This window comes from Rhodococcus sp. WS1 (genome assembly GCF_003797745.1).
Taxonomy (GTDB): Bacteria; Actinomycetota; Actinomycetes; order Mycobacteriales; family Mycobacteriaceae; genus Rhodococcus_F; species Rhodococcus_F erythropolis.
The window spans coordinates 52,199-64,409 of record NZ_RKLZ01000004.1 but is presented as its reverse complement, the minus strand read 5'-3'; the positions used below and the strand labels follow the sequence as shown (position 1 = coordinate 64,409).

Genomic DNA, 12,211 nt, shown 5'->3' with positions numbered 1-12,211 from the left:
GATGTTTCGGTTAAATGACGATCCACCAAAAAGGTTTGATTCTCAGAGGACCAAACGCGCAGACCGGACATAACGGGCGCACTGGCATCCAACGGAGATGGTGGTGTGCACGCCTCGGGTCGATCCAGAGAGAGATTCGACCAGTACAGCGATGAATTCGGATTCCACTTCGACTCGATCGAGTCCGTTCACATCGACTGGCACTAGCCTCGCCGTCGTCTCGATCGACGGCGAGTAATCCACAGTGCACCCGTTTTCAGGGTTCACAACGCAGAGAACCCATTCAGTTCGAAATGAATGTCAAACGCCATTCGCGGCACTGACACTGCTGGTCAGTGCCCGTTTGAGGTAGCGGAAACGTCGCGACACCCCGTTGAGATGAAACGCCGAAATAGGTGAACGTAGGCACCTGTGTCCGTTTCGGCAATCGAGGTGCCAATGCCCGCAAGACGTTCGAGATCCCGCCGTACCGTCGCACTGATCGTCACTGCGACCGTCGCCGGCGGAACAATCGCGCTCACTGTCCCTGCGATTGCCAACGCAGCGCCAGCGAACTGCGCGGCGACGTTCAACCTGTTCATCCCGGGGACCTGGGAGACCAGCGATACCGCCGATCCCGATCAGCCCGTGGGCATGCTCAAACCCGTTGCCGACGCACTCAAGAGCGAACATGGTAAGCAAGCGGAGATTTACACGTTGCCGTACATGGCCCGAGCCTTCGACAACGGCCATACCTACGCAGACAGCAAAGCCGACGCGATCGCGAAGTCGAAGCAAGTCCTCTCGGAGATCAAGAACTCCTGCCCGAACACGAAATTCACCATCATCGGTTACTCGCAGGGCGCGGACGCAGCCGGTGACCTCGCGTCTGAGATCGGAAACGGCAAAGGCCCCGTCGACGCGAGCCAAGTCCTTGCCGTCGGTCTACTCGCCGATCCTGGCGCGGGCACCAAGGGCTCTGCGGTTGTCGGCCCCCGCACCTCGGGCCAAGGCATCGCTGATCCGAGACCACAAGGCATGGGTGCTCTGTCCGGCCGGGTCGCCTCGATCTGCGATCCAGGAGACTTGTACTGCTCGATCGAGAAGGGCTCCAGCCCGTTGCTCGGATCGCTCGGCTCGATCCTGAGCAAAAGTCCGAGCGGTGTCGACAGCAGCGGAACGGCCGGCGGGAACAGTCAGCTCGCTTCCGCGTTGACGTCGGACTTCTCCGGTGCGGACTTGCCTGCGTTGGGAACGAACGTCTCCGCGCTCGGCCAGCAGCTCTCCGAGCCGACAGTCGACATCAAGAAAGTGGCCTCGACCGCTACGTCCATCGCGAAAACGCTCGCCCCACTCACTGACCTGCTCGATTCGGGAGCTGCGAACCCGTCGGCGAACGGACAGCTCGCGGCAGCGCCGGCCGGTACCGCCGAGCACAACGCGTCGGAAGTCCTCACCAAAGCCGGACAGTCAGACCTCACGACGGCCCTCGACACGGCAACGAAGCTCGCCAACACCGCAAACAAGCTCACCGGTGGAGATTCTCTGAGCCTGCCGTCGACCTCGGCAGAGGTGCAGACCTTGTCCAAGGCCGCGGACACCCTCGGCGTCCAGGTGGCCCCCGTCGCGTCGACGCCGACCGACGCACTCAGCTCAGCAACCAGCGTGCTGTCAGTGCTCAAGCCGACCGTGGTGGTCAACCAGGTCCTCAACGTGGCCACCGGCGTCACCTCGCTCGACATGCCAGGCATCCTGAACAACCTGACTTTGCTGCCCCAAAAAGTCGCCGCACTCGACGCGCGAGGCGCCCACGACATCGCAGGCCAGCTCAACAATCAATTCTCTCCACTGGTCAAGATGGCCGCCGCTGTTGATCTGAAATGGGTTTCGCAGGTGCTCTCGGTCATCCCCGATCCCTCGGGCAGTACCCAGATCGCAGCCCTGGTCGCGTCGATCCTCGCCAATGTCGATGTCATCAAGCTGGCGAACATCGTCGGACAGATCCAGGAAATCGCTTGGGCCGCTGTCGAAAAGCTCCTCCCACCGCCCGGACAGATGCCCGACCCGCTCGGTGCAGCCGCAGCGATGACCGGCCTCGTTCCGGTCGGCCTGGATCTGGCATCAGTGGCCATGAACATGTTCTCCGGCAAAGCCACCAAGACAGCACCGGCTCTGCTGGGCAAACAGACCAATACGGTCTCGACGAACATCACCACCCAAGCCGAGAACCTGGACCTGCCACAACTGTCGAATTACCTGGTCAAGCTGTCGCAGTCGCAGGGTGCCGAAGACCTCGTCTCGCTGGTCGGTGAAGGTCTCAGTGCCGCGAACTTCTTCACCTCCGGAGCCCACACCAATTACAACGCCCTCGTCGTCGACAACGCCGGCCGCAACGCCATTCAGTGGCTCTCGGACTGGCTCAACCTTCAGATCGGACGTGCCGCATGAGCCATCGAGCCCACAACCCTTCTGCACGCTGGACCTCATGCGAGAAGTGCGGCCACCGCGGCTATCACACCAGGGGAGATGCGAAGACTGTCCGCAAACAACACCACGGAGACAAAGGAATGTCCGTCTTCGCGTGCCCGCACACCGAAGGCATGTTCCATGTCGGACACCGCCCGAACGCATTGAGCCACGGCAACATCGACCGCCGCCGGTTGCGAGTGCAGGCCCGGCAATCCGTCGCAGCAATGGGGGAGGGGCAATGGTGAGCGCACGTACGACCTCCGCCGCCCACATGTCCCGGCGCGAACCAGAGGAGAAACGATGAAACGAAAGATCGCTACATCCATCGCCGCAGCCGGGCTGCTCATCACCGCCATTTCCGGATTCACTGCAACCAGAGGGCTTGCCCCCTCCAGCCCTGCTCCCACCGCCGCGTCGTCGTCTTCCCTGGCCACGCAACCAGACGGCGCGATCCCCGGTCTCGACAATCTGATCGGAACACTGACCGTCGTCGACAAACTGCCGAACGTGACCGGATACGAACGAGAATGCACCAAGGGAAAATCCTGTGTCTTCGGCACCTCGTGGACGGACAAATACGACGGCGCTCTTGCCCGAAACGGCTGCGACACACGCAATGACGTCTTAGGAATACAGCTCGTCGACGTCGAATTCAAACCCGGAACCCGCGACTGCAAAGTAGTGGCCGGCACTCTCCACGACCCCTACACCGGCACCGACATCGCGTTCTCCACTTCCAACCCGTCCGCGATCCAGATCGACCACGTCTTCCCACTCTCGCGGGCATGGGACGCAGGAGCGGCGACGTGGACGCTGGAGCAGCGCGTGAACTTCGCCAACGACACCGACATCAACCTGATTGCCTCCCAAGGCAAAGCGAACCAGTCGAAGTCAGACGAAGGCCCCGATACCTGGCTCCCGCCCAACGCCGCATTCCACTGCGACTACGCCACCCGTTACCTCACCGTCGCTGCGAAATACCAGCTCGCCGTCACCTCAGGCGATGTGCTCGCCGCCCGCAACTCGTGCTCCTGACCGAACGCCACCATCACTCACACCGAAGGAATCGACATGCATAGTTCCGTCACCGATTCACTGCTCGACCGGAATATCGACTCGACTCGTTTCGTCCTCCGATTCCGCAACGGCACCGTCAGTCATGACACGTTGCTCGCGAGGTACCAAAATGTGCTGACCTCCCCACATGCGTCAGAGCAGACCGTTGTACTGAAGAAGATTCACCGCAAGATCGCGAAATCGTCGCTCTCGTATCAGCGCTCCCGCGTTGTCGCAATGATCGTTGCTTTCGTCGCCCTGGTCGCAGCGATAGTGGCGCGCAGGTTTGCCGATGAAGATCCGGTCACGGCTGGGACCTATGGCGGACTGGTTGCCGCGGTCGTGCTGGTGGCATGCTTTGTTCCTAACGCGTTGCGCATCTGCACTGAAGGGTGGGCAATGAACAATGCGCAGGTCGCCGACCGGCTGTTGGCGAATATCGAATCAGCAAGTGGCGCTGACGTCGACGCAATCGACTCCTCGGCGAATGGTGAAACGCCGCAGATTCGGGAGGATGGGGGATCAAGTTCGATGTTGCGTTAGCTGCGCTTCAATGAAGCTGTCCGTACAGGCGCCGTCACGGCTGCCGGCCTGTATGACCGTTACCTCGATCAGCTCAACCACGATGACAGCGCCGACAATGCTCGAACGCTCCGCGCGATCCGTCGTCATCTCGCCTGGACCGATGTTGATCGTCTCCGCCGAGTCGTAATCGCTGCTTTCGCAACGGTTTCTGTCCTGTTCGTGACGACGGAGGTACTGGCGGGTCAGTCGGCGATCTTCTCCCTCGCCGCGGTAGCGGTGTGCGGATTGGTTCTGGGCGTCTTGATGCGCGTCGAGTTCGGAAAGTCGCCCCTCACAGGGTTCGCGACAGCCCTGGCGATCGGCCAGGGACGACGTGCCGACGCGCAGCTCCGCACCCTCGAAGAAACGGCGTAGAAGCACAGTCACCTTCACGCTCTCACCCGCCTCCACGCTCAGCGTTCCACGCAGCGCTGAGAGTGGAGGCGGAGTGCTTTCCGGTTGTGTGCTTAACATTCCCACTTGCAACAATGCAAATGCGTATTGTAATGTTGAATAGTGAAATGGCTGGTGGCGTGACCATCTGCCGCGGCTGAGGAATCGAATTGGCCAACATCGGGCGGGCGGAGTGATCGGAATGAGCGACATGCCTCGCGGTACCGGCACACCGAGCCTTTTCGTTCTGTCAGCGGGTATGAAGTGCATCCGCGAGAGCTGGGGGATCGACCGAGGGGACATGTCGTCTTCCCAGTACGATCCCCCTATGTGTCGCTCAAAAGGTCACGGAACTGCCGGCCGTCGCTGCCCGGGATGCGGAAGCTACAAGGCCGCGGCAAAGGCCAACGGGAATCGTCGGCTCGGCCGCGAGGCTCGAAAGAAGGTCGTCGACCACCTCAAGGAGCAAGGGCTCGTCGAGGCAGCTGCTGCGATCCAGGCAGCGCCGCCGAGTGTGCTCCAGGAGTTCATGGCAGGTCTGGGAATCGACTCGGAGGTCCTGGGGAAGACCCCGATGCCCAGTGCTCACGCGAATCCGCCGAGCGCCAAACTGCTGATCGCACAAGCGAAAGCGGAGCGGGAGAAGCTGGCCGGGCCGAAGACCACTCCGGCACAAGATGCGCTCGAAGCCGCTCAGGCGAACGTGGAGTCGGTCGACGACGCGGCCAACGAGGCGCGAAAGGCTGTCAACCGGTACCGGTCTCGCCTGCGTAAGGCCACGAAAGCGCTTGAAGAAGGTACCGGCACCGCCGAAGCCGTAGCCGAGCAGCAGAAAGCGCTCGACGATGCCAAAACCGAGTACGTCGATGCTCAACGCCGGCAGAGCGAGGCCCGAGACGACCTCGCAGCAGCCAAGTTCGGAATGCGCGCCGACATGGCCAGCGACGAGGAGCGAGATGCCTACTACGCTTCCCTCTCCGACGACGACGTCGCCACGATCAGCAGGTCACTGAACCGTAAGTATGCGGAGGAAGCCGCCACGGCTTTGGCGGAAGGACCTGTCATCGGTCCCGCCGGCATCGACCGTGACACCACCGTCTACAAATCCGGAACCATCCCGATGGAAACCGGCTCCGGAATCGAGGAGGTCGAAGGGCGCTACCTCGACGGAGGCACCGCGATTGTCCGCAGAGGGTCCGGCGATTTCGTCGTCCTCCAACGCAAGGGCGACTCGTACCGCCCCGTCGCAATTGCCCACGGCAAGAGCGATGCGCTGACGAAGGCGAACCGCATCCCGATCATGGTCGATCCCGGACCACTGCCGGAGAACGCCACCGAGATGCAGAAGCAAGCGCACTCCGTGAAGGGCGACGTGCTGCTCGAAGTTGCCAGCGAGGCAGCTGCGGGAAAGGCATCGACGGCGGCAGCGCAAACGAAGATCATCAACGACGAGTTCACCAGTACCCGCGACAAGATCGCCGATTCAGCCGGCGCCGGACCTGCCCGGGCCGACATCTACGACGGCGTCAAACGGCACCAGAAGCGCGTGCGCGAGATGGCCGCAGCAGAAGCGGGGGAGAAGGCCCGCGCCGCGGCACTGGCAGCCGGCAAGACGCCGGCACAGGCTGACGATGCATACGCTCGAGCTCACCGGCGCGCACTCGGCACCCCGACCAAGGGCGGCGGTGTGATCCCGCATTTCGAGCACAAGATTCCGCCGGACAGCTTGGGAGCCGAAAAGCACGCTTCCCTGTACCGCAGTGGTATTCGCGCGTTCGGCAAGGAAACCGCCGACGACTACGGGATCATCCACCAACGCGCCGGCAACCTGCACGCATGGGGCTTTGCTGTCAGCGGCAACAACGTCCAGACCGCGAACATCAGCGCGCTCACCGACACGAACTCGACATTCGTGAAGAACGTTCTCACCAGTAGCGAGCGAAGTGCGCTGACCACCTACACAGGTGGCAGCTACCAGAGCATCAACGCTGCTGTGACCGGCCGCGACCCGAAACCTTCCTCACACATCAAAACCGTTGTCTCGGGAATCGACTCGGCGTTCGACAAGTTCGACGAACACAACCCGAACAACACGCCGATGACCGTGATGCGCGGTACACGAACACCGAGCGGGTGGAAAGGCAGCAGCGCCGAGTACATCGACGCCGCGTTCACGGTTGGATCGAAGGTGCAGATCGGCAAAGTCACCAGTTGCACAACCCGGCAGCAGACAGCGACGTCGTTCGCGGGTTACTCCAACGGGCCCTACATGATGGTCATCCGGACGCGGAACGGATTGCCGGTCAAATCCATCTCGAACTTCAGCTCGGAAGACGAAGTCATCGTTCCCACCGGAACGAACCTGAGGTGCGTGAAGGTCGACCCCAACGGCATCGGCGGCATGCCGACCGTGTGGCTCGTAGCCGAGGACCTCGTCGCCGAAGCGGAGGGCACCCCCTCGCCGCTGAAGGCTGTTGCATAGAAAATAGCGATTTAGCTGGTTAAACGACACGTCCCCTCAATGAGAAAGAAGCCAACCATGAGCGACAAGCTGACCCAAGAACAACTCGACGACATCCGTGCACACCTCAAGGAAGGGATGACCCCCCGCGCCATCGCGGACTACTACGCCCGCATCGCCGACCTAGACCTCATCGAGGTCCAACGGATCCGCACAGCCGCCAACGAGATCGAGCAAGAGGAGAAGCCGTGAGCGCACCTGTCGCCAGCGATTCCGCCGCCCAGATCGCCCGCTACGACAACTCCCTCATCGGTCTCGCAGCTGGTGACGCCTGGGGTTTCCAGGTCGAGTTCCGTAAGTACGTCGACATGCCGGCCTACCCGGTGCCGGCGCCTGCCGGCGAATGGATGATCAGTGACGACACCCAGATGACTCTCGCGCTGCACGACGCGCTCGTCGAGGTCACGGACTTCGGCGACATCCCCGCAGTCACCGACTCGATCGTCCGACACTTCATCAAGTGGGAACTCGATCCCGAGAACTTCCGTGCCCCAGGCATGACCTGCATGGGCTCATTGGCGAATCTGCGCGGCGGCGCCAACTGGTACGACGCAGGCGGAGCACGTAAGTCCGCCGGCTGCGGTGCAGTCATGCGATTGGTGCCCGCCGCATTCGCGCCTGATCCCTATTGGCGGGGCCTGACCGCCCTTCAAGCGGTGATCACCCACAAACACCCGCGTGCGATCGTTCCCGCGCTGCTCCTGGCCGATGCCGTCCGTCACGCACCCGAGCGGCACGGCCGGTTCCTCGAATTCGCTCTGGCCGAGGCAGGCCGAATCTACGAAGGCGTCAGCGAATGGCTGAGCGATCCGTACCTTGCAGACGTCCTCGCCCCGTACCGAGGGGACGTGTCGTCTGTACTGGTAGACGGACTAAATGACGACTTTGTGGACATCCTCATCGCAGCAGCTGAGACCCGAGACCGGCTCGACCAGATCCCGCCGTCCGAGTTCGGCGACCCCTGCGCCGGCATCGGAGAAGGGTGGGAATCCGCCAGTGCCACAGCCCTGGCCCTGCTCGTCGCTGACATGGCCACAAGGCCCGACAACGTCCTCGCGCCGCTGACTGGTCCGCAGGCCCTCGCCTGGGCGTCGACCAGCAACGGAGACTCCGACTCGATCGCCTGCATGGCCGGCGCGCTCATCGGAGCCGCGCACAACGAGCCCGACTACTGGAGCAGAAACGGCCTCAACCCGACGTTCGAGCCCCGATACGCGCAGGAATTGGACAACGCCCACTACGACGGCCTCGTAAAGACGTTGGATTGAGCGGGCTCGCCATCAGGCGATTGAATTCACCGCCGACCCCCTAAGACTGGGCCCGCCGCTGACACATGCCCGCGCGAACAGCCCAGTAAAACGGGAGACACCCCCTACCGAAAAATTGGCTTGAACAGCGAAGATGACACGTCCCCTCTTGCTCGTCCTCCGCGAGACAGAGGACCTGCCTCAGCGCAGTACATGCCACATCGGAAGGGGAGAAGATGCAACCCGCAGTCATGGGAGCCATCGGGGCCGCAATGGTCATCGGGGGAGTGCTCGCGATCATCTGGTCACGCCGCACGGAGGTGCGCCGCGGGCGCCCCGACACGATCTTTCGCTACGCATGGTCCTCGGTGATCATCTGGTTCGGTGCACTCCCGATCGCCGCAGCAATCGTCGACGGCGCCCACCTGTCGGCCAAGCTGCGTGATGTCGCGTACGCGCTGGTGCTGGTTGTCGGTCTCGCCGCCACCGTGTGGTTCGTGGGCGCAGGTATTCGCGCCCGGCGTGCGGAGTTCCGTGAGCTTCAGCGTGAATTCCTCGACGACGGCCGAACGCCGCCGAGATACTTCTGGACTCCCTGGGCGATCTTCGGATGGACGCTTGGATTCGGAGCGGTCCTGGTCTTCGGTGGCGGTCTCGCGGCCGGGTCGATCATCGGCGCTTTCCTCGACGGTCTGACCGCTGACGATGTCGACCGCATCGCACAAAATCTCGCAAATATCATCGCCGCCAGCGCTTTTGCGTTGCTGCCGATCTCCGCCGGGGCCGGGCTCTGGCGGTGGTGGCGTGTGCGCGCCGAGCTGCGCGATCAGCAACTAGAGGAAGTTGAACCGGCGAGCTAGTGGCGCGGACCCGATTTCGCGAAACCCGCCATCGGAGCTATCTACAGGCATGTGCAGCCCGCACACCGCAGATACAACGAGGAGAAGTGAGTTGCTGTCCCGAACCGCGCACGACCGGTGGGTCGTGCAATCCGGTCACCTGATGCTCATCGTCCCCTACGCGCATGTCTCGGAAGAGGCGGTCATTCGGAAATTCTGCATCGGCCCCGGTGCCAGACGGAGAGCACACCGATGGCTGCGGCTCGCCCCCTTCGGCTCTCAAAAATAGGTTCTACCTGTATAGATGACACGTCCCCTTCGATGTCCCGTGCTGTCGAGCGCACTTCTCCGGCGCGTGGAGCACGGGCGAGGCGAAAGCGACGCGGGAACATGTGCACACCTGTGTGAGGCCGGATACGCGAATACGGCTTAGGTTCAGAGAAAGTCAGTTGCAACAATGCAAATATGTATTGTAAAGTCTGAAATCTCGAACCCAGCAACACCAGCGATGAAAGGGGGACCGCCGAGATGCCTCCGCTCTACACCTCGACCTATCACTACGACGACCACACCCTGACCGCCCCAGCGCCCGGACGTGCATTGATCGAAGAAATCGACCTGGTCGAGTCCCTTCCGGGAATCGGACCGAAAGGAGGTGGCCGGTACATCGGAACCGTGGTCGCAATCGGGCCGAAGCACACTCGAATTCACCGCCCCTATGACGGCATCGAGATGACTCTCCCCAATGCCGACATCAAGCCGTGGACGGCACCGTTCGAGACCGCTGCGTTCGCCGCCGGTTGCTACGGTCCGCTTGCGGAGCTGCCAGGATGGCACTGGTTGCGTTGGACCGTCGCCCAGCACCTCGCCCACGACCTCACGGTAGGGGCAGTTAATGACGTTGGAATCGTTTCGGGCACAGAAACATCCATGACGAAGTCTCTCGTTGTGGTCCCGTGTGGCTCCACTAAGGCCGCTGTCCCCTCACCTGCCGGACAGCTCTACCTCGGTACCTATCACCGGCTGGGCCTGCGTGCCGCCACCGCTCTGACCGGCCCTGATTCAATCCGAATCTTGTCCGCGCGTCACGGACTTCTGCCTCTTCACCGCCAAATCGCGCCCTATGACCTGCGTTTGGGGCAGCCCGGTGCAGTCACCGCCACGACGCTGCGACAGCAGGCAGGCGAGCAGGGCTTCCTCGATCACCCTGACGTCGTGCTTTTCGGTGGGCGTGCCTATGTCGAACTGGCCCGCCAGGTCTGGCCCCACGCTCGGACTCCGCTGGCGGGAACCAAAGGGATCGGCGAACAGCAGCAGCGTTTGGCCGGCATCGTGTCCGCCGGCCACCTGAACTAAGGAACGCCGGAGATCGCTGCCGTGCAATCGCGGGCTCCCACCTGCCCTGTCGACCAACGAGAGCCGCGCATCATAGCGAAAAACGGCCGTGCATATGGCGAAGTAATTCGGCGAGATATTCGCTAACGTCAGCTCCAGCGAGCACACACCATTCACCTACGAGAGGTACGCAAAATATGTTTCCGACAACATCTTCCGAAGTTGCCGTGTCCTACTACCCCGGGTGGTCGTGGGTTCCGTTGACGTTCGTGGTCCTTGCGCTCGCGCTCTCGATCGGCCTGGTGTTCATCGGGGCATCGGCATGGGCGCGGGAGCGTCACGACGATGATCCCGCGGCGCTGATGGTTTGCATCGGGTGCGGTGTCCTCGCCACCCCGGTGTTGGCCATTTCGCTGTGGCAATCGGGTCGTCACACTGAAATGTTCAGAATCGTGATCCTTCTGGCGCTTGTGATCATCGCGGCCGTCGCGATAGCGGCGCACTACGGTTTTCGCGCCCCGAACACCCAGCTCCGCGGACTGGGGGCGTCGGTGCCAGGTGAGGTTGTCGCGGTACCCGCAGCGATCGCCGGGGTTGTCGCGGGTGGTGTTCTGATCGGCGACGGACTCAATCGAGCGGCGGCGTGGGTTCCGACTACGGTGGCGACTTTGCTGATCGTGGTTGGCGGCTTACTGCTGTACGGATTCCTTTCGGCGAAATCTTCGCGATCCTGACTCTTTGGAGTGTCAGCAGAACTGCGGCGACGTGTCAGGATCCGCGACGGAATTTGTGCTGAAAAGCGCAGGCGCACAGACCTTTGAGTGAGAGTCCAGTTCGGACCGGCTTGTAACTATGCAAAGAAGCCTTGTGTAGTTACAAGCCTGAACGGACTTGGCCTCCACGAAAGGTGTTCCAATGGCGATACTTACGATCCCCGAACAGTTCGAGCGCGCATTCATCGCTGCTGCAAATGCTGCAAACGACTTCCCCGACGACCTCGACCTGTCCGTCGACGCCGCGCGAGAACGCATCTACCTTTCCAACAATTTTCCCGGATATTGCCCCTACCTGCGTCTTACTGCCCGCGAAGGAGACGAGGTCACCGTCGAAATCTGCTCCATCACGAACATTCGCCCCGATGTCGAAGGTGGCGAATGGAAGCACTTCGACGGTGTCGAAGCGGCTGTCGCCGTTAATCTTTCCGACATCGACGTGGCAGCCCAGACCGCGGTCGAACATTGGATCACCACCCTCTGATTGGCTTGCTGCGCAATGCGGGGAAACAGCGTTTGACGTGCGGAGATGGCACGTCCCCGCTTCCTGGTGGTCAACGGTTCGCCGGCCAGACCCCTCCGGCAAGTTCCTGGTCTGGCCACGACGCCTATCGAGATGTCGGAGTGTCCCGGCATTATCAACACAATCTCGGCGGCATCCACGCGATGTCGCCCATGCAAGGAGAGAACAATGAGCGAAAGCCTCCACACGATTGCCAACCTCGACGACCCCGACCACGTCAGCCGAGTCCGCCGAACATCCTGGAGGGTATGCGGCGCCCTGATCGTGGCCTTGGCGCTGGTGGGCGCAATCGCCCTCACCGCCAGTACCCGGAATCTCACCTGGGCAGTGGCAAGTTTCGGATTGGTCCTGGTTATTGCATCGGCCGTCGCTGCGACTCTGTACGACGGACGAACCGCCAGCCTTGCTCAGAGACTGCTCGCGCCGCTGTTCGGGCTGGTCCTGCTCGGCGTGGCAGTAGTGATGTACCTCGACGGCACGTTCAGCGCGTTCATGTGAGGAGTTGGACCGAA

General features: G+C 62.1%; 13 protein-coding genes. 11 read left to right on the top strand and 2 right to left on the bottom strand.

Annotated features, from left to right (window positions below):
- The first annotated feature begins 438 nt into the window (after positions 1–438).
- A complete protein-coding gene (locus EEB12_RS28490) occupies positions 439–2,427 on the top strand; it encodes a cutinase family protein (protein ID WP_141488975.1) in 1,989 nt (662 codons plus the stop codon).
- A 35-nt stretch (positions 2,428–2,462) separates the two neighbouring features.
- On the opposite strand, the gene EEB12_RS30630 is transcribed toward EEB12_RS28490, so the two are convergent.
- A complete protein-coding gene (locus tag EEB12_RS30630; RefSeq protein ID WP_181447653.1) occupies positions 2,463–2,699 on the bottom strand; it encodes a hypothetical protein in 237 nt (78 codons plus the stop codon).
- Positions 2,700–2,748: 49 nt separating this feature from the next.
- Here EEB12_RS30630 and EEB12_RS28480 point away from each other — a divergent pair, with 49 nt between their 5' ends.
- Together EEB12_RS28480 and EEB12_RS28475 are read left to right on the top strand one after the other, a co-directional pair.
- Positions 2,749–3,483: an HNH endonuclease family protein gene (locus EEB12_RS28480; protein ID WP_141488974.1), complete on the top strand. Its 735-nt coding sequence runs from the start codon at positions 2,749–2,751 to the stop codon at positions 3,481–3,483.
- A 36-nt stretch (positions 3,484–3,519) separates the two neighbouring features.
- Entirely contained in the window at positions 3,520–4,047 is a 528-nt protein-coding gene (locus tag EEB12_RS28475; protein WP_141488973.1) for a hypothetical protein, read from the top strand.
- Here the strand turns inward: EEB12_RS28475 and EEB12_RS30625 are convergent.
- Positions 4,027–4,479 carry a hypothetical protein gene (locus tag EEB12_RS30625; RefSeq protein WP_141515924.1) on the bottom strand — a complete coding sequence of 151 codons (453 nt, stop codon included), beginning with the start codon at positions 4,477–4,479 and terminating at the stop codon, positions 4,027–4,029. The genes EEB12_RS28475 and EEB12_RS30625 overlap by 21 nt on opposite strands.
- 310 nt (positions 4,480–4,789) lie before the next feature.
- Here EEB12_RS30625 and EEB12_RS28465 point away from each other — a divergent pair, with 310 nt between their 5' ends.
- From EEB12_RS28465 to EEB12_RS28435, 8 genes are all read left to right on the top strand, one after another.
- Positions 4,790–6,943 carry an ADP-ribosyltransferase gene (locus EEB12_RS28465; protein ID WP_141488971.1) on the top strand — a complete coding sequence of 718 codons (2,154 nt, stop codon included), beginning with the start codon at positions 4,790–4,792 and terminating at the stop codon, positions 6,941–6,943.
- A 57-nt stretch (positions 6,944–7,000) separates the two neighbouring features.
- Positions 7,001–7,174 carry a hypothetical protein gene (locus EEB12_RS30620; RefSeq protein WP_168798851.1) on the top strand — a complete coding sequence of 58 codons (174 nt, stop codon included), beginning with the start codon at positions 7,001–7,003 and terminating at the stop codon, positions 7,172–7,174.
- Complete coding sequence (locus EEB12_RS28460; protein WP_141488970.1) at positions 7,171–8,250, top strand: ADP-ribosylglycohydrolase family protein; 1,080 nt, start codon at positions 7,171–7,173, stop codon at positions 8,248–8,250. The genes EEB12_RS30620 and EEB12_RS28460 overlap by 4 nt, the downstream gene beginning before the upstream one ends.
- Positions 8,251–8,465: 215 nt before the next feature.
- Positions 8,466–9,089: a hypothetical protein gene (locus EEB12_RS28455; protein WP_141488969.1), complete on the top strand. Its 624-nt coding sequence runs from the start codon at positions 8,466–8,468 to the stop codon at positions 9,087–9,089.
- 507 nt (positions 9,090–9,596) lie between these two features.
- The gene (locus tag EEB12_RS28450) at positions 9,597–10,424 is read left to right on the top strand and encodes a DUF6884 domain-containing protein (protein WP_141488968.1); all 828 of its coding nucleotides are present in this window, start codon (positions 9,597–9,599) and stop codon (positions 10,422–10,424) included.
- A gap of 176 nt (positions 10,425–10,600) precedes the next feature.
- Complete coding sequence (locus EEB12_RS28445) at positions 10,601–11,137, top strand: hypothetical protein (protein ID WP_141488967.1); 537 nt, start codon at positions 10,601–10,603, stop codon at positions 11,135–11,137.
- A gap of 181 nt (positions 11,138–11,318) precedes the next feature.
- A complete protein-coding gene (locus EEB12_RS28440; RefSeq protein WP_141488966.1) occupies positions 11,319–11,660 on the top strand; it encodes a hypothetical protein in 342 nt (113 codons plus the stop codon).
- 207 nt (positions 11,661–11,867) lie between these two features.
- Positions 11,868–12,197 (top strand): hypothetical protein, encoded by a 330-nt coding sequence (locus EEB12_RS28435; protein WP_136471764.1) that lies wholly within the window; start codon positions 11,868–11,870, stop codon positions 12,195–12,197.
- The last annotated feature ends 14 nt before the right edge of the window (positions 12,198–12,211 follow it).